Source organism: Archangium gephyra (assembly GCF_049060025.1).
Classification (GTDB): Bacteria; Myxococcota; Myxococcia; order Myxococcales; family Myxococcaceae; genus Archangium; species Archangium gephyra_A.
Window position 1 is genome coordinate 3,083,199 of sequence record NZ_JBMEQQ010000002.1, and the last position, 22,179, is coordinate 3,105,377.

17 protein-coding genes and 2 pseudogenes are annotated in these 22,179 nt (G+C 69.5%); 9 read left to right on the top strand and 10 right to left on the bottom strand.

The features are described 5' to 3' along the window. Positions 1-11 precede the first annotated feature (11 nt). On the top strand, positions 12-971 hold the full coding sequence (locus ACN28I_RS13120; RefSeq protein WP_420942381.1) for a hypothetical protein: 960 nt from the start codon (positions 12-14) through the stop codon (positions 969-971). 19 nt (positions 972-990) lie between these two features. On the opposite strand, the gene ACN28I_RS13125 is transcribed toward ACN28I_RS13120, so the two are convergent. The 4 genes and pseudogenes from ACN28I_RS13125 to ACN28I_RS13140 all read right to left on the bottom strand — a co-directional run. Next, positions 991-2,397 (bottom strand): sugar porter family MFS transporter, encoded by a 1,407-nt coding sequence (locus ACN28I_RS13125; RefSeq protein WP_420942382.1) that lies wholly within the window; start codon positions 2,395-2,397, stop codon positions 991-993. A gap of 107 nt (positions 2,398-2,504) precedes the next feature. Beyond that, positions 2,505-3,690 (bottom strand): annotated as a pseudogene (locus tag ACN28I_RS13130) (ABC transporter substrate-binding protein). A gap of 47 nt (positions 3,691-3,737) precedes the next feature. Continuing rightward, positions 3,738-3,929, bottom strand: coding sequence for a helix-turn-helix domain-containing protein (locus tag ACN28I_RS13135; protein ID WP_420948631.1), 192 nt, complete (start codon positions 3,927-3,929; stop codon positions 3,738-3,740). A gap of 202 nt (positions 3,930-4,131) precedes the next feature. Further along, positions 4,132-4,833, bottom strand: a pseudogene (locus tag ACN28I_RS13140) (cupin domain-containing protein); the annotation flags it as partial. On the opposite strand from ACN28I_RS13140, the gene ACN28I_RS13145 reads away from it, so the two are divergent. Beyond that, the gene (locus ACN28I_RS13145) at positions 4,819-5,808 is read left to right on the top strand and encodes a carbon-nitrogen hydrolase family protein (protein WP_420942383.1); all 990 of its coding nucleotides are present in this window, start codon (positions 4,819-4,821) and stop codon (positions 5,806-5,808) included. The pseudogene ACN28I_RS13140 and the gene ACN28I_RS13145 overlap by 15 nt on opposite strands. On the opposite strand, the gene ACN28I_RS13150 is transcribed toward ACN28I_RS13145, so the two are convergent. Further along, the gene (locus tag ACN28I_RS13150; RefSeq protein ID WP_420942384.1) at positions 5,738-7,210 is read right to left on the bottom strand and encodes a sensor histidine kinase; all 1,473 of its coding nucleotides are present in this window, start codon (positions 7,208-7,210) and stop codon (positions 5,738-5,740) included. The genes ACN28I_RS13145 and ACN28I_RS13150 overlap by 71 nt on opposite strands. Positions 7,211-7,405: 195 nt before the next feature. Between ACN28I_RS13150 and rpoZ the strand changes: the two genes are divergently transcribed. Continuing rightward, positions 7,406-7,651, top strand: coding sequence for a DNA-directed RNA polymerase subunit omega (gene rpoZ / locus ACN28I_RS13155; RefSeq protein ID WP_420942385.1), 246 nt, complete (start codon positions 7,406-7,408; stop codon positions 7,649-7,651). Here the strand turns inward: rpoZ and ACN28I_RS13160 are convergent. From ACN28I_RS13160 to ACN28I_RS13170, 3 genes are read right to left on the bottom strand one after another with little or no spacing between them, the layout of a single operon-like run. Next, positions 7,648-8,130 carry an NUDIX hydrolase gene (locus tag ACN28I_RS13160; protein WP_420942386.1) on the bottom strand — a complete coding sequence of 161 codons (483 nt, stop codon included), beginning with the start codon at positions 8,128-8,130 and terminating at the stop codon, positions 7,648-7,650. The two genes, rpoZ and ACN28I_RS13160, sit on opposite strands and share 4 nt — an antisense overlap. Positions 8,131-8,165: 35 nt before the next feature. Beyond that, positions 8,166-8,810, bottom strand: coding sequence for a hypothetical protein (locus ACN28I_RS13165; RefSeq protein ID WP_420942387.1), 645 nt, complete (start codon positions 8,808-8,810; stop codon positions 8,166-8,168). Between the two features lie 16 nt (positions 8,811-8,826). Beyond that, entirely contained in the window at positions 8,827-9,417 is a 591-nt protein-coding gene (locus ACN28I_RS13170; RefSeq protein ID WP_420942388.1) for a hypothetical protein, read from the bottom strand. A 405-nt stretch (positions 9,418-9,822) separates the two neighbouring features. Between ACN28I_RS13170 and groES the strand changes: the two genes are divergently transcribed. The 6 genes from groES (at position 9,823) to ACN28I_RS13200 (ending at position 15,619) form a co-directional block, all read left to right on the top strand. Next, positions 9,823-10,113, top strand: coding sequence for a co-chaperone GroES (gene groES, locus ACN28I_RS13175; RefSeq protein ID WP_267538613.1), 291 nt, complete (start codon positions 9,823-9,825; stop codon positions 10,111-10,113). Between the two features lie 47 nt (positions 10,114-10,160). Next, positions 10,161-11,810 carry a chaperonin GroEL gene (gene groL / locus ACN28I_RS13180; protein WP_420942389.1) on the top strand — a complete coding sequence of 550 codons (1,650 nt, stop codon included), beginning with the start codon at positions 10,161-10,163 and terminating at the stop codon, positions 11,808-11,810. Positions 11,811-11,983: 173 nt separating this feature from the next. After that, positions 11,984-12,241: a glutaredoxin 3 gene (grxC, locus tag ACN28I_RS13185; protein ID WP_420942390.1), complete on the top strand. Its 258-nt coding sequence runs from the start codon at positions 11,984-11,986 to the stop codon at positions 12,239-12,241. Positions 12,242-12,350: 109 nt separating this feature from the next. Continuing rightward, positions 12,351-12,764 (top strand): hypothetical protein, encoded by a 414-nt coding sequence (locus ACN28I_RS13190; protein WP_420942391.1) that lies wholly within the window; start codon positions 12,351-12,353, stop codon positions 12,762-12,764. A 242-nt stretch (positions 12,765-13,006) separates the two neighbouring features. Next, positions 13,007-14,386, top strand: a complete 1,380-nt coding sequence (locus ACN28I_RS13195; protein WP_420942392.1) for a sigma 54-interacting transcriptional regulator — start codon at positions 13,007-13,009, stop codon at positions 14,384-14,386. 39 nt (positions 14,387-14,425) lie between these two features. Next, positions 14,426-15,619, top strand: a complete 1,194-nt coding sequence (locus ACN28I_RS13200) for a hypothetical protein (protein ID WP_420942393.1) — start codon at positions 14,426-14,428, stop codon at positions 15,617-15,619. Between the two features lie 75 nt (positions 15,620-15,694). On the opposite strand, the gene ACN28I_RS13205 is transcribed toward ACN28I_RS13200, so the two are convergent. Together ACN28I_RS13205 and smc are read right to left on the bottom strand one after the other, a co-directional pair. Next, positions 15,695-17,722, bottom strand: a complete 2,028-nt coding sequence (locus tag ACN28I_RS13205) for a carboxypeptidase regulatory-like domain-containing protein (RefSeq protein WP_420942394.1) — start codon at positions 17,720-17,722, stop codon at positions 15,695-15,697. Positions 17,723-18,437: 715 nt separating this feature from the next. Then, the gene (gene smc, locus ACN28I_RS13210) at positions 18,438-22,037 is read right to left on the bottom strand and encodes a chromosome segregation protein SMC (RefSeq protein WP_420942395.1); all 3,600 of its coding nucleotides are present in this window, start codon (positions 22,035-22,037) and stop codon (positions 18,438-18,440) included. Positions 22,038-22,179 lie beyond the last annotated feature (142 nt).

Consider the following 22,179-nt stretch of genomic DNA (forward strand, 5'->3'; position numbering starts at 1 on the left):
GGGAGCACGTGATGCGCACCTGCTGGCTCCTGCTGTTGGGCTGCCTCGCCGCCGCGTGTGGCGGGAACTTCTCCAACGACGATCTCGAGTTCCTCAACGCCCTGCCCACCCGCGAGGACCTCGCCTCCAAGCTGCCCGCCTCCAGCGGCCCGGTGAGCGAGGGAGGCCTGCGACAGCGCTCGGATGCCCTGGCCGTGGGAGAGCCGTCCCCGCTCTACCGGGACACGCGCGCGGCCTCGGACGCGTTCAACAGGGGGATGGATGGACTGCTCACCCTGCTGGAGGAGATCCGGAAGCTGCCGCCCACGACACGTGCGCCGGACGTGCGCGTGTGGGGACCCTGGCCGGCCCCGAACCACCCCGGTCACGAGGTGCGCTTCGCGATGAAGCGCGAGCCCGAGCAATTCACCTATCTGCTCCAGTACCGGCCTCGGGGTTCCGGCGAGGACCGGTGGTGGTCCGCCGTGGAGGGCACCTTCCAGCCGGACGGTGGGCTGCGCAAGGGCACGGGCGCGGTGAGGCTCCTCGTGAAGCAGACGAAGGCCCACGGCTTCGACGCCGGAGGGCTCGCGGACCTGGACCTGTTGGAGATCGTCTACCAGACGCGCGCTCTCCCCATCAGCGTGCGGATGCGCTTCGTGCCCGCCTCACCCCAAACGGCGTCCGAGTTCCTCTACGCCTATCGCGAGCTTCCCGGCGGCCTCGGAGAAATGGGCTTCCTGCTGGAGGACACCGACATCCTCCCCGGCACCCAGAAGGAGGACCTCGCCATCCTCAGCCGGTGGACGAAGGACCGGGGGGGCGTGGGAATCATCTCGGTGACGGGCGGAGACGTGCCCGCGGGCTTCACCGCGACACAGGTGGAGTGCTGGGACGCCCGCTTCCGGCTCACCTACTTGAAACGAAGCTGGGAGACGGCCGTGGTGGGCAGTGCCTCGGCGTGCCCGGACGTGTCCGCGCTGGAGCCGTGAAGCACGGCCCGGCGGGAGGCTACATGTCCTCCAGTTCCTTGCCCTTGGTCTCCCGGATGAAGAGGAGCACGAACACGAGCGAGGCCATGGCGGAGGCAGTGTAGAGCCCGTAGGCCAGCCCCAGGCCCGCCGTCCGCAGGGCGGGGAACGTGGCGGAGACGAGGAAGTTGGCGACCCACTGCGCCGAGCCCGCGAGCGCCAGGGCCCGGGCGCGGATGCGGTTGTTGAACATCTCCCCGAGCAGCACCCACACCATGGGTCCCCACGACAGGCCGAAGCAGAAGACGTAGAGATTGGCGGCCACCAGGGCGAGGGTGCCCGCCGTCCCCTCCAGGACGGGCTTGCCCGCGGCATCCATCCCGGCCGTGCCGAACAGGTACGCCATCGTCCCGAGCGTCAGCGACATGCCCACCGAGCCCACGATGAGCAGCGGCTTGCGCCCGAAACGGTCCACCGTGCCGATGGCGATGAAGGTGGTGACGATGTTGGTGACGCTGGTGATGACGGTGATGGCCAGCGAGTCCCGCTCCGAGAACCCGACCGCCTGCCAGAGGACGCTCGAGTAGTAGAAGATGACGTTGATTCCCACGAACTGCTGGAAGAGCGACAGCCCGATGCCCACCCAGACGATGGGGAGCAGCCCGAAGCGCCCCCGGAGGTCCGCGAACGTGCCAGTCTGCTCGCCCGAGAGGCTCTGGCGGATCTCCTCCACCTTGGACTCCGCGCGGCGCCCGATGATGGAGCGGAGCACTTCCCGAGCCTTCTCATCGCGATGCTTCGCGACCAGGTAGCGGGGGGACTCGGGAATCATGAGGGCGCCGATGCCATAGAGGATGGCGACGGGAAGCTCGGACAGGAGCATCCACCGCCAGGCCCCGAGTCCGAGCCAGAAGGGATTCTGCGCGGAGCCTCCCGCCCCGGCGGCGATGCCGTAATCCACGAGCAGCGCGGAGAAGATGCCGGTCACGATGGCCAGTTGCTGGAGCGAACCGAGCCGCCCGCGCAGGTGGGCCGGAGCGATCTCCGCGATGTAGGCGGGGGCGATGACGCTGGCCATCCCCACCGCGACGCCGCCCACCAGGCGCCACAGGCTGAAGTCCACGAGCCCGAAGGCGAGCCCCGAGCCCAGCGCGCTCGCCGAGAAGAGCACCGAGGCCACCACCATCGTCCGGATGCGGCCCAGGCGATCCGCCAGCTGCCCGCCCATGAACGCCCCGATGGCCGAGCCGATGAGCGCCGAGGACACCGAGAGCCCGATGGCCGTGTCCCCCGCCTGGAAGGTCGCCTCCAGGGCCCCGACGGCGCCATTGATGACCGCCGTGTCATAGCCGAACAAGAAGCCACCCACGGCGGCCACCGAGGCAATCATCACGACCTTCAGCGATGAGCCTTCCGCGGCCACCGCTTCGTCGCGCATATCCGCCATTCAGACCTCCCGGAGCGTGGCCGCGAACATCCGCACTCCGGACCATCCGTCATCCCCGGAAAAGAAGCGGATGTTCTCCGGTGGAAGCTACCGCGGTGCGTCAGCGTTCACGGCGTCACGGCGGCGGCGAAGCGGCGCTTGCCTTCGCGAATCGTGAGAATGACGGCGGGCTTCACCGGGTTGCGATCCGCGTCGAGGGTGAGGGTGCCCGTGGCGCCGGGGTGGTTCTGGGTGTTCGCGAGCGCCTCGCGGATGTCCGGGCCGGAGAGCGACTTCGCCCGCTCGATGGCCGCGAGCGCCACCTTCGCCGCGTCATAGCCCAGCGCGGAGGCGGCCTCGGGAGAGCGGCCGTAGCGCTCGCGGAACGCGGTGATGAAGCGCTGGAAGCTCGGGGGCGGGGTTGTCCTCGGCGTAGTGCGACGAGAAGTAGGCGCCTTCCAGCGCGCCGCCGGCGAGCTCGAAGAGGCGGTCCGACTCCCAACCATCCCCGCCCAGCAGCGGCTGCGTCAGGCCCATCTCGCGCGCCTGGCGGGCGATGACCCCCACCTCGCTGTAGAAGCCCGGCAGGTACAGGGCCTGGGGCTTCACCTTCTTCACGGCCAGCAGCGGCGCGCGGTAGTCCGTGTCCCCCTTCGAGTAGCTCTCCACCGCCACCACCTTCCCGCCCAGCTTCCGGAAGGCCTCGGTGAAGGCCTCGCTCAGGCCGAGCGACGAGGCGTTCTTGCTGTCGTGCAACACCGCCACGCGCTCGAGCTTCAGGTTCTCCCGGGCGAAGCGCGCCATGGCGCCCCCCTGGAAGGGATCGATGAAGCAGGTGCGGAAGACGAAATCGCCCTTCTTCGTCACGTCCGGGTGGGTGGACGAAGGCGTCACCATGGGCACTTGCGCCGCCTGCACCGCGTCGGCGATGGCCAGCGAGCCGGACGACGTCACGTCTCCGAGGATGAGCACCACGCGGTCCTGCGTGAGGAGACGCTTGGCCGCGGCCACGGACTCCTCGAGCTTGCCCTGGGTGTCATAGGAGCGGAGCTCCACCTCGCGGCCCTTCACTCCGCCCGCGGCGTTCACCTGCTCCACGGCGAACTGGATGCCATCGCGCACCACCGTGCCGAACGAGGCCTCCGAGCCCGTGAGACTCCCCAGCGTGCCGATGAGAATGGGCCCCTCCTGTGAGGGGGCGCGCTGCTCCGCCGGAGCGGCCACCGGAGCGGGGGCCGAAGGAGGCGGGGACTTCCGCTCGCAGGCGAGGGAACACAGCGCGAAGGCGGCGATCAGCGGGAGGAGACGATGCATGGTGGCTCTCTGGGAGCGCACTTTGTCATGGACGCCCCTGGCGGGCACTACTCGCGGGCCCGGGCGCGGTAGTCCCTCGGGCTCATGCCGAAGCGTTGTTTGAAGGCGCGGCTGAAGTGGCTCGCGTCGTTGAAGCCCCAGGCGAAGGCGATCTCCGAGACACTCCGCCCCGCCTGACGGGGATCCACGAGCGCCTCGGCACAGCGCACCAGCCGCCGCTCGCGCAACCAGTCGCCCATGGAGCACCCCGAGAAGCTCGAACAGCCGGTGCAGGTAGCGCACCGAGATGTGGTGCGCGGCGGCCAGGTCCGCTGGAGACAACTCCGGCTCGGCCAGGTGCTCCTCGAGGTACGCCTGGAGCCGCTTCAACCGGGCGAGGTGGGCCGGCGAGGCGGGCGCGTCCTCGGGCTCGGGAGACGTGCCGAAGGCCAGGGCGAGCAACCCCAACACCTGCTCGACGATGGCGGGGGCGCTGCGGTCATCCAGCGCTCCGGCCTGTTCCCCGAGGGAGCGCAGGAAGTCCGCGGCGATCCGACCCACCCCGGCGCGCCCGCCCACGGACACCGCCATCGCCGCCTCTGGAGCGGCCAGCCGGGGCAACAGCCGCTGCCGGGGGAAGTGGAACACGAGCTGCCGGAAGCGGCTGTCGAAGAGCAGCCGGTACGGGCGCGTGCTGTCGAACATCACCAGGTCCCCGGGCGAGAGCCGCGCCACGCGCTCGTCCTGCTCCACCGCGCCAGCGCCTCCGAGGTGGAGGCAGGCCATGAGCACGTCCGGGTCCGAGCTCTTGATGGACTGGCGCGAGCGCACCACCTGCTGTGGGTCCGCAGTGATGTCCGTCACCACGAGGCCACCCACCGGCGTCGCCTCGAGGCTCCCCAGGAACGGGCCAGCGTCCTGGCGCCGGGTGTCCAGGGGGACGAACCGTTGGCAGACCACCTCACGCCAGAAGTCGAACTGCTCGCGCGGCGGCACTCGCGCCGTCGTCAGGAGGCTCCCCATGCCCCGAACGCTAACGGTCCGCCTCCCGCCACGCGAGGTACCCCCTGTGCGCCCCGTGCACTCCGGGTCAAGCCGCCGTGCGCTCCCGGTCAAGCCGCGTGCGCGGACGCGCGGTACCCATGAGCCATGAAGACGACCCATCCCCGATTCAAGGCCGCGGCCGTCCAGGCCGCTCCCGCGTTCCTCGACCTCGACGCCGGTGTGGACAAGGCCGTGCGCCTCATCACCGAGGCGGCGAGCAACGGCGCCTCGCTCATCGCCTTTCCGGAGACGTGGCTGCCCGGCTACCCGTTCTGGATCTGGCTCGGCGCGCCCGGCTGGGGCATGCAGTTCGTGCAGCGTTACTTCGACCAGTCGCTCGAGGTGGCGGGCCCCCACATGTCACGGCTGCGCGAGGCGGCCCGGCAGAACAACATCCACGTGGTGATGGGCTACAGCGAGCGTTCCGGGTCCAGCCTCTACATGGGCCAGGCGCTGATCGGCCCGGAGGGGGGGCTCATCGCCGCGCGGCGCAAGCTCAAGCCCACGCACGCCGAGCGCACGGTATTCGGAGAGGGAGACGGCGGGGATCTGAAGGTGCACCCCACGGCGCTCGGCAGGCTGGGGGCACTCAACTGCTGGGAGCACCTCCAGCCGCTGGTGAAGCAGGCGATGTTCACCCAGGGCGAGCAGGTGCATGTGTCGGCGTGGCCCAGCTTCTCGCTCTATCGGGACATGGCGTACGCGCTCGGGCCCGAGGTGAATCTCGCCGCCAGCCGGATGTACGCGGTGGAGGGACAGTGCTTCGTCATCGCTTCGTGCGCCACGGTCTCCGAGGAGATGACGGCCCTGCTGTGCGATGCGCCGGACCGGGCGAAGATGCTGCTGGCCGGGGGCGGCTTCGCGATGATCTTCGGTCCGGATGGCCGGGCCCTGGCCCAGCCGCTGGACGAGCGCGCCGAGGGCCTCGTCTACGCGGACCTCGATCTGGGGCTCATCCCGCTCGCCAAGGCCGTGGCGGATCCGGCGGGACACTACGCTCGCCCGGACGTGCTCCGGCTGATGTTCAACGACACGCCCCACAAGCTCGTGGAGCGCTTCGACGCGGAAGTGGGTGAGACCGAACGGGTCGCGTGAGCCCGGCGGCCTTGTGGGTCAGGCGGCTCCGCGCACCCTGTCCTCGTCCTCCCCGGTGGCGGGCTCCTCGGAGAGCCTGGCCGGGCGGACGGGGAAGCTCGATGCGCAGGCGCGCGCCGCCCTCCGGACGGTTGCTGGCGGAGAGCGTGCCGCCGAACTGCTCCACCAGCTCGCGCGACAGCGTCAGGCCCAGGCCGGTGCCCTTGTCGGGGCTCTTGGTGGTGAAGAAGGCCTCGAAGAGCCGGGGCAACACATGCGGGGCGAAGCCGGGCCCGTTGTCCTCGATGAGCAGCACCACGCGCTCCTGCTCGGCGCGGCCGATCAACCGCACCTCGCTGCCCGGCACCGGGTGGGACTCCAGCACGTCTCCGGCGTTGATCAGCAGGTTGAGCACCACCTGGACCAGCCGCTGCCGCAGGACGAGGATCTCCGGCAGCTCGGCGGGTACGTCCACCTGCAGGAACGACACGTGCTTCAACCGGAGCGAGGCCAGCTTCATCGCATCGGCCACCACGTCCGCCAGCGAGCACTCCGTGGGCTCGTTGGCGTCCATGCGCGCGAAGCCCCTCAGGTCCGAGACGATCTGCTGGATGTGCTGGATGCCCACGCGCGTCTCCGTGAGCACCTCGGCCAGCTCCTCCCGGTTCAGCTCCCGTGCCTCCAGCAGCTCGGTGTGCACGAAGTTGACGTTGGAGCCCACGTAGGCCAGCGGGTTGTTGATCTCATGCGCCACGCCCGACGCCAGCCGCCCGACGATGGCCAGCTTCTCCGACTGGGCCCGGCGGTGCTCGCTGCAGGCCAGGGCCTCGAGCGACTCGCGGCGGGCGCGCTCGAGCCGGGCGCGCTGATCCACCTGCTGGACCTGGAGCGTCTGCCGGGCGAAGTACGCCGCGAGCAGGGCCATGCCCGTCACCACGGCCAGCCAGGTGAAGGCCTGGTTGGGGGAATGGCCCTGCCACCCCAGGAGCACGGCGGTCCCGGCGATTCCCACCACGCCGCACAGGAGCACGGCCCGCACGTGCCGCCGGTAGATGAGGGTGATGACCATGGGCAGGGCGGGCACCATGAGGAAGTAGGGGCCGCCCACGCCTCCCATCTCCACGGTGAGCCCCAGGACACAGACCGTGGAGACCAGCACGTTCAGGTCCGTGAGCGGACCCGCCCAGGAGAGGGGCGCCGAGCGGATCAAGTACGTGTAGCCCAGCAAGCTCGAGGCCCACACCACGCGGATGCCCAGCATCCAGGCACTGAAGGCGCCCAGGTAGAGGCCATCCACCCAGAAGAAGAAGAGGATGACGCCACAGAGCACCCAGACGAGCCGGGGGCTCCACACGCCTCCCCGTGGGACGGTCTCGGGCTGCTCCAGCTCGGGTCCGGATGAACGGAGCATGTCGGAGTTCACGGGGAAGGGAGGCTCCTGGGCATCGACAGCCGGTCTGTCCGTACAGGCGCCTATAAGGTTAGCACACGGGCGGCCGAGTCCCCCGGTGATCCTTCCCCCGTCCGACAGCGGGCCTCATCCTTCCTTGACTCGCCAGAGGCCACTCTCTAGGTTGATCCCTTTCTCCCCAGTACTTAGCGAAGGACGTTTCCCACCATGGCTCGCGTCACAGTCGAAGACTGCCTCCCCCTGGTCGACAACCGCTTCGCGCTCGTGCTGCTGGCGGCCAAGCGCGCCCGTCAGCTCATGGCCGGCGCCCGCCCCATCATCGAGATCTCGAAGAACAAGCCGCCCGTGCTCTCGCTGCGCGAGGTCGCCACCGGCCGCGTGAAGTTCGACCGGGACGTGCGCGAGGCCCTCACCGGCAAGTACAACAAGGACGACAAGGCCAACGGCGCCTAGTCGCCGGAGCCCTCCGGGCGTATCACCCCGGACAGGGCGAGGCTGGCCCCCGCGCGCAGCAGCATCCTGGCCGCGCGCGCGGCGATGGCCTTCTCGCCCTTGTAGCCCAGCAGCGCCGCCACCCGTGCCAGTGGCACCCAACGCGTCTCGTCCACCTCCACCCGGTGCCCCGCGTGCTGGATGTCTCCCAGCAGCCCGGACTGGTAGCGGAACAGGTAGAAGTGCACGCGCTTGAAGATGCGCTGGCCCCGGAACTGGTAGACGTAGCGGATCTCCCCCAGCGGCGCGACGAGCGTGGCCCTCAGGCCCGTCTCCTCCCACACCTCGCGCACGGCCGTCTGCTCGGGCGTCTCCCCCGGATCCACATGCCCCTTGGGAAGCGCCCACAGGGAGCGGCCGTGGGGCCGGATGACGGCCACCTCCAGCTCGCCCCCCTGCTCTCGGATGACTACTCCTCCGGCGGACGCCTCACGGGGCATAGGCCCTCAAGGTAACCGATGCCCGGCCGCCGCGGTCAGGAGACTTGTCCGAAATGCCGCAGCTTGGCTTCTGCGCCCAACCGGTACGCGTAACGCAGGTCCGTCAGCAGCCGCTCCAGCCGCCTCCCCGTCACGTGTCCCATCAGCCGGGAGCAGAAGTTGCGCGACAGCCGGTTGGCCTCCTCGTACCGCCAGCGCTCCGCCTCGGACAGCCGCTCCCGGTAGGACACCCGGTCGAACAGCCTCCCCAGCAGCTCCTCCGCCCACGCCTCCACCCCGTCCCCCCACCGGTGCAGCAGGCACAGGGCGAACTTGTCCACCTCCGCCTGCGCCTCCAGCTCCAACAGGGACACGGTGCGTCCATGTGTGGCCGTGTGCGCCACATAGAGGAAGTGGGAGACGCCCTCGGCGAGCTGGCAGAAGCCGTCCAGCTCGCGCTCCAGCAGCGAGTCCAGGGGGCCGCCGCTCCAGTAGGGCGCGAGACGGTGGAGCAGCGCGGGGGCGAGGTAGAGGGCCATCTCCAGCTCCCCTTCCGCCTCGTGGACGAGGAGCTCCTCCTCACACCGGCCGGTGGCGCCGAGCTGGACGGCGGCCTCCGTGTCCACCACGAAGCCCTCCGCCCGCGCGGCGCAGGTGATGCCGTAGATGGCCTCCAGGTGCTCTTGCACGCGGCCTATCATTCAGGGCCTCCCCGCTTCAGTTCGGCAGGCCCTTGGGCATCACCAGGCCGGCATCCACCAACACCTGCTCCAGCTTGTCGCTGCCCGTGCGCACCCAGCTCTCGTACACCTTGAGGGCGCCCGAGGGGTTCTGCACCAACCCGCGCGCGGCGATCTCCTCCAGCACGTCCACCAGGGCGCGGAAGCGGGCGCTCAGCTCCCGGTAGACGGCGGCGAAGCCCGCGGCGGGGGCCAGGTCCGCGAGCTGCCCGTAGGCCGCCCCGCCCATTTGAATGTAGTAGTCCTGCCCCACCGGGCCCTCGCGCAGCGCGCCGGAGAAGAAGCCCGCCTGGTAGAGCGACACGTCCCCCAGGCGCCTCAGCGTGCGGATGCGCTCGTCGCGTTGCTGCTGCAGCGAGCGGTGGTAGAGCACCGCCAGCGGCTCCTGCTCCTTGCGCCCGTCCTCTCCCTTGCTGAACAGGTTGTCGGTGCAGGCGAACTCGGCCAGCAGGTTGACCAGGTAGAACTCGGTCGTCTCCCCGACTGCGAGCTTCTGGCGCCGGATGACTTCTTCCAACAGCGCCTTGAAGAACTCCTTCAACGACGGGGCCGTCACCAGTTGACTCATGGACTCTCGACCTCCAACGCCCCCCGAGGTTGAACGGGCCGGGGGCGCCCCGTAAAAGTTACCAACGACCCCCCACACGCGGCAAAAAGACCCCCAATCATTCCGGGTACTTACGCTGGCACTCGACCCTCGCGACTGCCAGAAACGGGGGGACGGCCCCCTGCCCGCATCCCAACGTCCACAGGGAGACAGAGGCGAAAACCCGAGTTGTGACGGGGACTTGGCGGAATCCCTCCCCATCGTCCCGGCTCGCTTGACGGGTCGACTTCCCTGGTTATTATCCCGCGCGCCGGCTGATTGGCACTCGCGAGGTGCGAGTGCTAACGGCCCGGGCCGCGAGGCCCTCATCCCCAACCCCCATGGGTGCTCCGCATGCCGGGGCGCCCCATCTCAAGGAGACAGACCATGAAGATTCGTCCCCTGCAGGACCGCCTGATCGTCAAGCGCGTGGCCGAGGAGAACAAGACCAAGGGCGGTCTGTTCATCCCCGACACCGCCAAGGAGAAGCCCCTCGAGGGCCACGTGATCGCGGTCGGCAACGGCAAGGTGCTCGAGGACGGCAAGGTCCGCCCGCTCGACATCAAGGCCGGTGACACCATCCTGTTCAGCAAGTACGCGGGCACCGAGATCAAGATCGACGGTGAGGAGCACCTCATCCTCCGTGAGGAGGATGTGCTCGGCGTGATCGAGAAGTAGTCGTCCCCTTCCCCGCTCCTCAACCCTACCCAAAGGAATTCATTACTATGGCGAAAGACATTCTGTTCGACGTGCGCGCTCGTGAGGCCATTCTCCGCGGCGTGAACATCCTGGCCGACGCGGTCAAGGTCACCCTGGGGCCCAAGGGCCGCAACGTGGTGATCGAGAAGTCCTTCGGCTCCCCCACGATCACCAAGGACGGCGTGACCGTCGCCAAGGAGATCGAGCTGGAGAACAAGTTCGAGAACATGGGCGCGCAGATGGTGAAGGAGGTTGCTTCCAAGACCTCCGACGTGGCCGGTGACGGCACCACCACCGCGACCGTGCTGGCCCAGGCCATCTTCCGCGAGGGCGCGAAGCTGGTGGCCGCCGGTCACAACCCGATGGACATCAAGCGCGGCATCGACAAGGCCGTGGCGGCCATCGTGGCCGAGCTGAAGAACCTGGCCAAGCCGACCAAGGACAAGAAGGAGATCGCCCAGGTCGGTACCATCTCCGCCAACGGCGACACCACCATCGGGCAGATCATCGCCGATGCGATGGAGAAGGTCGGCAAGGAGGGCGTCATCACGGTGGAGGAGGCCAAGGGCCTCGACACCACCCTGGACGTGGTCGAGGGCATGCAGTTCGACCGCGGCTACCTCTCCCCGTACTTCGTGACGGACCCGGAGCGCATGGAGGTCGTCCTCAACGACTGCCTCATCCTCATCAACGAGAAGAAGATCTCCTCGATGAAGGACATGCTCCCGATCCTCGAGCAGGTGGCCCGCTCCGGCAAGCCGCTGCTGATCATCGCCGAGGACATCGAGGGCGAGGCCCTGGCCACCCTGGTGGTGAACAAGATCCGTGGCGTGCTGAACGTGGCCGCGGTGAAGGCGCCGGGCTTCGGTGACCGCCGCAAGGCCATGCTCGAGGACATCGCCACCCTGACGGGCGGCCGGATGATCGCCGAGGACCTGGGCATCAAGATGGAGACGCTGACGCTCAACGACCTGGGCAAGGCCAAGCGCATCACCATCGACAAGGACAACACCACCATCGTCGACGGTGCGGGCGTGCAGAAGGACATCGAGGCGCGCGTGAAGCAGATCCGCGCCCAGATCGAGGAGACCAGCAGCGACTACGATCGCGAGAAGCTCCAGGAGCGTCTGGCGAAGCTGGTGGGCGGCGTGGCCGTCATCAACGTGGGCGCCGCGACCGAGACGGAGATGAAGGAGAAGAAGGCCCGCGTGGAGGACGCGCTCAACGCGACCCGCGCGGCCGTCGAGGAGGGCGTGGTCCCCGGCGGTGGCGTGGCCCTGCTGCGCTGCTCCAAGGTGCTGGACACCCTCAAGGTGGAGGCCGGTGAGAAGTTCGGCGTGGACATCATCCGCCGCGCCGTCGAGGAGCCCCTGCGCCAGATCGTCGGCAACGGCGGTCTCGAGGGCAGCGTCATCGTGAACAAGGTCAAGGAGGGCACTGGCTCGTACGGCTTCAACGCCGCCACCAGCGTCTACGAGGACCTGCTGGCCGCCGGCGTCATCGACCCGGCCAAGGTGAGCCGCTACGCACTGCAGAACGCGGCCTCCGTCGCCTCCCTCATGCTCACCACCGAGGCCATGGTGGCCGAGCGCCCGAAGGAGGAGAAGGACATGCCCGCCGGCGGCGGTATGGGCGGCATGGGCGGCATGGGCGGTATGGGCGGCATGGGCATGTAGTCGCCCCCAGACCCTGGAGCGCGGGTGCCTCCCGCGCTCCGGTGTCTCTCGGACGGCCTCCGGTTCCCTCGTGGAGCCGGGGGCCGTTCGCGTTTCAGGGAGCCGGGCGTGCGCCGGGTGGCGTGGCGTCCCTCCCCCTCTTAGTTTGGAGAAAGACACGAGGGAGGACACGCGTGAAGCCCGTGAAAATCTACACCACCACCTATTGCGGTTACTGCGTCCGGGCCAAGGACCTGCTGACGCGCAAGGGCGTGAAGTACGAGGAGCTGGACGTCACCGGAGACGACGACATGCGGTCGAAGCTGGTGGAGATGAGCGGCGGCCAGAGGACCGTGCCGCAAATCTTCATCGGCGACACCCACGTGGGCGGCTATTCGGATCTCGCCCGGCTGGAGAGCGAGGGGCGGCTCGACCCGATGCTCCAGGCCTGAAACCAGGGCCCCGTCCCCCGGGGGCAGGCGGGCAGCCGTGCTCCCCGGGCACCCCGGTTTCCCCGTGCGCAGGTTGCCCGGAGCAATTGCTCACGCACGGAGGTGGACGATGGCAGAGGCAGGGGAGCAGGCCACGGGGACCAAGGACGAGAACTACGACGTCATCAGCGTTCTCTACCACTGTCTCCAGGGAGCCTCGGAGATCGGCCAGTACATCCAGGACGCCGAGGAGAGCGGCGATCAGGAGCTGGTGGACTTCTTCCGCGACTACCAGGAGTCCCAGAGAGACCTGGCCGAGCGCGCGAAGAACCTGCTGGGCGCGCGGCTGGTCCGCACCGAGGGCGTGAAGGCCAGCGGTAGCGCCCAGACCCGAGGCGGCAAGAAGCTCAAGGCCAAGGGCGGCGCCTCCCCCGGGGCCCAGACCAACGCCAAGGTGAAGTCCGGCGGCAACGAGTCGGATGACATCGTGGACGAGGACTCCAAGGAGTCCTTCCCGGCCAGCGACTCGCCCGCCCGGTACTAGCGGGCCCCGGATACCCGACGAAGCACGCGCGCCCGGGGGGGTTGGCCTCCCCGGGCCGCTTCGTTTCGCGCGCGCCCGCCGCCCCGATGGGAATCTTCCCGGAAGGCTGCTGCCCTGACACAGCGCCCCGCACAGTCCGACACTAACGCTTGCTCCCGCCGTATTAGCCCCATAAACAGGAAACTCCCGCGACGCTTGGCGGAGTACCCACTCCGCCGCCCCGGGTTGGAGGGTCTACGCCAATGATCGACGACAGGCCGGAGGTCACCCAGACCGTGCAGAGCCCCGAGGGGCGCTCGACGCGGATTCAAGTGCGCGACTGGACGGTGGAGGTGGTAGCCGGCCCGGACAAGGGCAAGAAGGTCACCACGCAGGATGCGCTGCTGCGCGTGGGCTCGGATGTGGCGAGCGACCTGGTGCTGAGTGACCAGACGGTGAGCCGCCGGCACATCGAGCTGGAGCGCACGAGCAAGGGCATCGTCCTGCGCGACCTCGGCAGCCGCAACGGCACCTTCCTGGACGGCCATCAGGTGATGCAGGCGCTGATACAGCCGGGTGACAAGGTGATGCTGGGCAAGACCAAGCTGGCGCTCAAGCAGGAGGCGCGCGCCACCGAGGTGGAGGTGATGGGCGGGGCGGATGCCTTCGGCGCCCTGGTGGCCACCTCGGAGAAGATGCGCGTCGTCTTCGCGCAGCTGCGCGGCATCGCCCGGGAGGACATGAACCTCCTCTTGGAAGGCGAGACGGGCACGGGCAAGGAGCTGGCGGCGCGCGCGGTGCACGAGCACTCGCGCCGGCGCCATGGCCCCTTCAAGGTGGTGGACTGCAACCTCATCACCGAGGAGAAGGCCGAGCGCGAGCTGTTCGGCGGCCTGCGCTCCAACGGCGACGAGGGCGGCAAGGGCGTCTTCGAGGCGGCCCAGGGCGGCACCCTCTTCCTGGACGAGGTGGGCGAGCTGCCGCTGTCCTTGCAGCCCAAGCTGCTGCGCGTGCTGGAGTCGCGCGAGGTGCCCTCGCTGGACGGGGCGCCGGTGCCGGTGGACGTGCGCGTCATCGCCTCCACGCACCGCAACCTCGAGGAGGACGTGCGCCAGGGCCGCTTCCGGGCGGACCTCTACTACCGCCTGGCGGTGGCGCGCGTGCGCCTGCCCCCGCTGCGCACCCGGCGCGAGGACATCCCCGTGCTCGCCCAGTCCCTGCTGCGCGGCCTCAAGTCCTCCTTCGAGCTCACCGCCCAGACGCTCGGCCTCTTCGAGGGCTACGACTGGCCCGGCAACGTGCGCGAGCTGCGCAACGTGCTCGAGCGCGGGGCCCTCATGCAGGAGACGGGCAACGTGAGCTGGCTGGACTTCATGGCCCAGCCCGAGCGCAAGGACGAGGGCCAGCCGCCCTCCACCAGCGTGGCCGCCCTGGTGACGGGCATGCCCTACCACGAGGCCAAGGACCGGGTGGTGGCCGACTTCGAGCGCCTCTACTTCGCCGAGGTCATGCGCGTGTCCAACTTCGACATGAAGACGGCCGAGCAGCACACCGGCCTGTCCATGCAGAGCCTCTACCGCCTCCTGAAGAAGAACGGGCTGCGGTTGAAGGATCTCAAGAATGCCGAGGGCCTTGATAAATAGGCCCTCGCTTTTCCCCAACCCCAAGGGAGTTCCCCCAGCATGATGCGCCGTATCGCCATCGCTTCCGTCCTCCTCGCGGCCGGGTGTGCCGGCCAGCAGCAGGCCCAGAAGAAGGGCCCGACCACCACCGAGGAGCGGTTGCGCATCACCAACCAGCCGCCCTTCGACGTGGCGGTGTGCCAGCCCAAGTCCCTCACCCTGCCCAATCCCACCAACCAGGGCATCCTCGTGGGCGCGCTCCTCACCACCCGCCCGGAGGTGATGGAGTGCCTGGTGGACCCCAAGTCCCGCGGTGAGGCCGAGTCCACCCGCGTGGTGGTGAAGACCACCGTCAACGAGCAGGGCGGCACCCACGCCATCACCGGCGAGAACCTCACCCCGGAGGGCACCGCCTGCATCCAGAAGGTGGTGGATGCGCGCGTGCCGCTCACCGCCCTGCCCAAGGGCGCCCAGCCGGTGGAGTCCGAGAGCACCTTCGTCCACGAGGTGGGCAACAGCGCCAGCGTCAAGTTCGGCCTCAACCCGGGCTCGGACTTCTCGGGCGCCGTGCGGCTCGCCCAGCCCTCCTGGTGCGAGTGCTACGCCCCCTTCACCACCAAGGCCCCGCCCCAGCTCAAGGCCTCCGTGGACCTGAAGAAGGAGTCGGCGACCGCGGCGGAGATCGTCTTCGAGCCCACCAACACCCCCGAGGGTGATCAGCTCGCCGCCTGCCTCCAGGCCAAGATGATGGCCATTCCGGTGAAGCTGGACGTCACCGAGGTGAAGTTCCCCTACCGCTTCACCCACTTCCACTCGCAGGCCACCGAGGCGTCCGCGGACATGACGCCCGAGCTGCGCTTCTACCAGCTCGATCTGCTGCGCAATCAGCGCGCCGCGAACACGGCCATCGCCTTCGGCGCCCGCGCCAACGCCGCGGAGACGTACGAGGCGGTGATCGTCAAGTTCCAGAAGACCCCGCCGAAGAAGCAGTACGATCTGCTGCCGGAGCTGACCAGCAAGTGCAACGCGCTCGTCGAGGCCTCCAAGCAGTCCGTGGACGCCCTCAACGCGCAGCTCCAGTCGGAGCAGCAGTCGTTGGCCAACGTCCAGGAGCTCAAGGCCAAGGACGCGGCCTGGGCTGAGCTCGAGGGCAGGCTGCAGGAGGCCGTGACGGCCACCGAGCAGGACGTGAAGAACGCCCAGGAGCGGCTCAAGGCCGACCAGGGCGCCTGCCCGAAGGTCAACTACAAGTGACCGGCGCCCGGAAACGGGCCTGACATGACGAAGGCGCGGAGCCCTCCCGGCGGGTTCCGCGCCTTTTGTCTTTCCTCACCGGGAGGGCGGGCGGAGCGGGACGTCGCCCAGCTCGAGCGTCTGGCCCGCCCGCAGCGTGACAGGGCGGCTCTCGCGGACCGCCTCGTCCAGGCCGAAGACGAGCAGCATGTGCTCGCCCTCGGACAGGCCCTCGACGAGGAAGCGGCCATCGGCCCGCGTGGTGTCCTGGAACCGGGTGGACTCGGCCGTCGAGAGGAAGATGGACGCACCGGCCACGGCGGCCCCCGTCGCGTCCACGATCCGGCCGCGCACGCGGGCCATGTCACGCACGAGGATCTCCACCTCGGCGCTCGCGCCGGGAGTCAGACTCACCGCCGCCTCGCCCCGGGCGCCATCCTTCGTGCGCACCTCCAACCTCACGCTCTCGCCCGGCACGTCCTTCAACTCGAAGCGCTCCGCGGCGTACTCCTGCTCATTCCCCGTCCATGGGGCCGAGCCGGGCCGCAGCGGCTCCACGCCGACGGTGAAGCCCCGCACGGGGGCGCCGTTGGCGCGCACCACGCGGCCGCGAATCGAGGCCGCCGGCTGAAGCGTCACCACCACCTCCTGTCCGGCCTTCACCCCCTGGACCATGCCGAAACGCCCTCCGTTGCTCGCGCGCAACGTGAGGGAGGCCTCCGCGGGAATGGAGTGCTGGAAGCGCCCTTCCGCATCCGCGTTCACCCAGAAGTGCGACTGCTGATCTTCCACGGGGCCCTCCCCGATGATGAGGGCCGAGGGCGAGGGTGAGCCGTCTGGCTCGAGGACACGCCCGCGAAGCAGGCCTCGAGGGGATTCGAGCTCCGCGAGGATCAGCTCCACCCGGACCGTCTTCCCCGCCTCCACGTCCACCTGCGACGGAAGGAGCTGGCGAGGGCCGGCGTTCTCCAGGGGCTCCGCGTACACGTCGTAGAGGCCCGGAGGGAGCACCATCCGGAAGGTGCCCGCGCCCTCCACCTCGGCCCTTCCACTGTCCCCTGGCGAGCGGCCGCTCTCCCCCTGATTCCGGTAGGCGTACACCTGGAGCGCTCCTGTGGGCAGCGGGCCCGAGACCATGCGGACCACGCCCTCCAGGATGCCCGTCTCCGCCAGGGTGAAGTCCGCCCGCGCCGTCCCTCCCTCCTCGATGAAGACGAAGCGCTCCTCCCCGGCCGAGGCCCCCTCCCGACGCGCGATGAGGCGCTCCGGGCCCGAGGACAGGCCCTCGAGCCGGTAGTGTCCCTCGGCGTTGGTGCGGGCCTCGACGGGCGAGGCGCTCGGGCCCTCCTCCGTCCAGGCCTCGCCGCCCAACACCCGCACGCCAGCGAGGGCACGGCCCGCCGAGTCCCTCACCGTACCCTCCACCGCGCCGGTGCCCTCCAGCTCGAGCTCCACGAGGAAGCGCTCGCCCGGTGCCAGCGTCAGGTTCTGCCAGATGACGTCGGAGAAGCCCGTGGCGGCGGCCACCACGTCGTAGAGGCCGGGAGCGAGGCCCCCCACGGAGAAGCGGCCCTCCGCATCCGTCACCGCGCGGCCCGAGTCCCCGTTGGCGCCCGCGGGGCTGACGTCGACGGTGGCGCCCACCACGGGCGCCTTGCTCGTGCGAGCCACCACCCGGCCCTCGAGGAGGGAACTCGCGCCGAGCCGCACCCGCACGTCCCGCACCGTCCCACCCGCGGCCACCACCACGGGCGTCTCCAGCGCGCCCGCTTCGTTCCCCCGGCGCGCGGACACCGTATGGCTCCCGGCCTCCACCTCCGCGGAGAAGCCTCCGCCCTCGCCCGTGGTGACCACCTGCTGGGTGAGGCCGCCACTCACCCGCACCTCGGCGCCCGGAGCGGGCCGGCCCCCGGCATCCACGACGAAGCCCTCGATGATGCCCGCCCGGGAGAGGGCGATCTCCAGCGGCCCCCGCGCGGGCACGCGCACCTCGTTCAACAGCGCGGGCCCGTACCCGGGCGCCGAGGCCCGCAGCAGCCAGGTACCGGCGGCCAGCCCCTCCACCCGGAAGGCGCCCCGGGCATCGCTGTGGGCGAATACCCGCTCCTCGAGGGGCGCCGTCACCTCCTCCCAGGGATTCAGCTTCCGGCCATGGGGGATGAGGGAGAAGCTCCACCAGGGGCAGGGGCTCGCCGGAGCCCTTCTCCACGGTGCGCCCGGAGAGACTGAGTCCCGCGTCGAGTGTGAGCCGCAGGTGGGTGAGGGCCTCGCCATGGGGGCGCACCACGTCGCGCGATTGCGTGGCCTGACCGGGGGCCCGCACAGTCACGAGGTAGTTGCCGGGCCGCGAGGGCAGCCGCACGTGTCCCCGCGCATCCGTGGAGCCCGAGCCCGCCAGACGCCACAGCACCTCCCCCAGGTTGGGATCCCGAGGGCCCCGCCAGTACAGCCGCACGCTGGCGCCCGGCACGGGCCGCTCCTTCGCGAACACCTCGACCCGCAGGACACCATCGGCCTCGGTGGCGGGGTGTGCGAGGGGCGGAGTGCCGCCCGCCTCCGCCGTGCCGAGAACCTCCGGGTCCTCGGCACGTTCCGTCCGGACGGCCGGGCGCGGCCGCCGTGGGCCCGACGTCACGGCCGGGGTGCTACCGGAGGGCGCTTCGGCCTCGCGCGACGGAAGAGTGAGGAGCAGCAGCAACCCGAGTCCCAGCCCCAGGGCCACTGCCACCGCGAGCGTGCGCTTGCGCATGGGGCGGTTCTACCAGACCCTGAAACGGCGAAGGCGCGGGACCTGGAGTCAGGTTCCGCGCCTTCACTCAGGGACAGCTCGCGGCGGTGCTCAGGCCGCGGTGATGTTGTCGTTGGCCGCCTTGGCCTCGCGCAGCTTCACGCTCACCAGCTTGGAGATACCCGGCTCCTCCATCGTCACGCCGTAGAGCGTGTCCGCCACTTCCATGGTGCGCTTGTTGTGGGTGATGAGGATGAACTGCGACTGCTTGCTCATCTCCTTCACCATGTCGTTGTAGCGGCCCACGTTGCCTTCATCCAACGGGGCGTCGACCTCGTCCAGGAGGCAGAAGGGCGTCGGCTTGATGAGGAAGATGGCGAAGATGAGCGCCACGGCCGTCAGCGCCTTCTCGCCGCCGGACAGCAGGTTCATGCTCTGCAGCTTCTTGCCCGGCGGCTGCGCGACGATCTCCACGCCCGGCTCGCCCCCCTGCCCTTCGTTCGTCAGCACGAGGCTCGCCCGGCCGCCGCCGAACAGCCGCGGGAAGATGGCCTGGAACTTCTCGTTGACGATGTCGAACGTCTGCTTGAAGCGCTCCCGGCTGGACGCGTCGATGCGCCGGATGGCCTCCTGCAGCTTCTCCATCGAGTCCGACAGGTCCTTCTTCTGCGTCAGCAGGAACTCCGAGCGGCTCGTCAGGTCCGCGTGCTCGTCGATGGCCGTGAGGTTGATCTCCCCCATCTTCTCCACCTGGGCGCGCAGCTCCTTCAGCTCCTGCTCCGTCTCCTCGTTCAGCGACGGCAGCAGGTGGTACTTGTGCACCTCCTCCGGCAGCTCCGTCCCGTGGCGCTCGCGGATGCCCGCCACCAGGTGCTCCAGCTCCAGGGCGATCTCCCGCTCGCGCAGGGTGATCTGCGACAGGCCCTGGGTGAGGCCCTCCAGCCGGGTGCGCAGCTCGCGCAGCACGTTGTCCTGCTCGCGAATCTCGGTCGAGGCCGTGCCATGGGCCGAGCGCCGCGACTCCAGGACGCCGGCCGTCACGGCCAGATCCTCGGCCTTCTTGGCGCGCTCCGCCTCCGTCTCGGAGATGCGGCGCTGGAACTCCTCCACCCGCGACGAGCCCTCGCGCACCGTGGACTCCAGCTTGCGCACCCGGTTGGCCATCTCCTCCTTCTGGGCCAGCAGGCTCTCCAGCTCCTTGCGGGCCGCCTCGCCGCGCTCGCCACCAGCGGCCACCTTCACCTTGAGGGTGGTGAGGTTGTTGGTGGCCGTCTCCGCCCGCTGCTTGAGCGACTCCAGCTCGCCCACGAGCTGCTTCACGCGCTCCTCACGGGCCTCGCGGTCCGCCTGGCCGTGCGCCACCTCGCCGCGGCTGTTCTCCTCCTCGTGGGCCAGCCCGTCGTACATCTGCGTGAGCTGCGCCTCGTCGGCGTCCAGCGCCCGGAGCCTGTCCCGCACCCGGGCGAGATCCTCGCTCGCCTTGTGCAGATCCTTCTCCTGGTTGGCGAGGCTCAGCTCCTCGGCGTGCTGGTTCTTCGCCAGGCCCTTGAGGACGTCCTCGGTGTCCCCCATCTGCTTCTGCAGGGTGTAGTGGCGGGTGAGGATCTCGTTGTAGCGCTCCTCCACCCGGGCCACCTCGGCGGCCAGCTCGATGATCTCACGCTTCTTCTGCAGGGCGCCCACGGCGGCGCCCTCGCGCTCGCCGCCGGTGATGGTGCCGTCCGGGCGGAACACCTCACCGTCCAGGGTGACGAGCGTGCACGCGGAGCCCTCGGCCTCGGCGTACGCCTTGGCGACGCCCAGGTCCTCCACGATGACCACGTCCCCGAGGAGCAGTTGCACCACGGGCTTGAGCGACTCCTCGCACGTCACCTCATCGAGGGCGCGGGCCAGCACGCCGGCACGGGACACGTCCGGCTGCACGGCGGAGGGCACGCGCTCGGGGGTGGGCACGGGCAGGAAGCTGCCGCGGCCCTCGAGGGCGGACTTGAGGTACTCCACCAGCTCCACGCCCTTGCCGCGGCTCTCCACGACGACGTGCTGCAGGCGCTCGCCCAGCACGGCCTCCACCGCGCGCTCGTAGCGCGGCGTGGTGGAGATGACGTCCGCCACGAGGCCGAAGATGCCCTGCTGCCGGGCCTCCTCACCGGCGCGCACCATCACCGCGCGCACGCCCTTGTCGAAGCCCTCGTAGTCCTTCTGGAGCGCCTCCAGGGAGGCCAGCCGGCTGCGCTTGTCGCTGAGCTCCTCGCGCAGGCCGATGACCTGGACCTCGTTCTCCATGAAGGCCTGGCGCGTGCGCATCAGGGCCTCTTCCTCATGGCCCTTGCGCTCGGCGAGCTCCATGGACAGGTGGCGGCTGTCCTCCACCCGGCGGGCCACATGCTGGCGCGCGTCCTCGAGCTGCTTCTCCTGCTCGCGCAGCGCATCCGCCTCGGCGCGGCTGCGGGCGCGGCGGGACTCCAGGTCCGTCTTCTGGCGGGCCAGGTTGACGAGGTTGCTCTCGTGGTTGGCCAGGCGGCTCGCCACGGTGACGACGGCGGCCCGCTCCTGCTCCAGCCGCAGGGAGATCTCCGCCTGGAGCTGGCTCACCCGGCGCAGTTCCTCCTGCGCCACCTTCATGGAGACCTCGTCCTCCTTCCACGAGCCGGCGATGTTGCTCAGCTCGGACTCGCGGGCGGCCATGGTCTCGGCCAGCTCGGACTGGCGGGACTTGACGGTGTGCAGCTCGGTCTCGGACTGGGCGACGCGGGCGCTGGTCTCCTCCAGGTCCTTGCGCCAGTAGGCCAGGTCCTGGTCCGCGCGCTGCACGGCGCTCTCCAGCGTGTGCACCTCGGCGGAAAGCTTCTGCAGGGCCTCGGTCTCGGACTCCAGCGAGGTGCGGCGGTTGGTGATGACCACCTCCAGCTCGCGCATCTTCTCGAGGTTCTCGCGCTCCTCGCCGCCCAGGCTGTTGAGCTTCTCCACCAGCACCTTGGACTCGGCGTGCAGCTCCAGGAAGCGGTGCGAGGCCGAGTGCAGGTCGATCTCCCGCATGCGCGCCTTGAGCTTCTTGTACTTCTCGGCCTTCTTGGCCTGGCGCGACAGGCTCTCCAGGCGGCGCTCGAGCTCGCTGGTGATATCCGTGACGCGCAGGAGGTTGGCCTGGGTGGCCTCCAGCTTGCGCTCGGCGGCCTTGCGGCGGGACTTGTACTTGGTGACGCCGGCGGCCTCTTCGATGAGGTTGCGGCGGTCCTCGGGCTTGCTGGAGACGATGAGGCCCACGCGGCCCTGCTCGATGATGGAGTAGGCCTTGGTGCCCACGCCGGTGCCGAGGAAGAGCTCGGTGATGTCCAGCAGGCGGCAGGTGGTCTTGTTGATGAGGTACTCGGACTCGCCGCTGCGGAAGAGGCGGCGCGTCACGGTGACTTCCGGCAGGCCCGAGAGGTGGACCGGGAGGGTGTCCGTCTCGTCCACGTGGAAGGTGAGCGACACCTCGGCCATGGACAGGGGCGGCTTGGACTCCGAGCCGTTGAAGATGACGTCCTCCATGCCGCGGCCACGGAGGTTCTTGGCGCTCTGCTCGCCCATCACCCAGCGGATGGAGTCCACCACGTTCGACTTGCCGCACCCGTTGGGGCCGACGATGCCCGTCACGCCGTCATCGAACGTGAAGACGCTGCGTTCCATGAACGATTTGAAGCCGGTGATGTCGAGGCGCTTGATTCGCATGTGAAACGTGCTCCCGAAAGGTGAGCGGACGGGCGAGAAAGCGTTCCGGAGGCCGAAAAATCGGCCTCGGAGCGATCAGACGAGTAGCACGCTGGATCTCAGCCGATCAAGCATGACCCTGCCATGCGTGACGATATGCGAG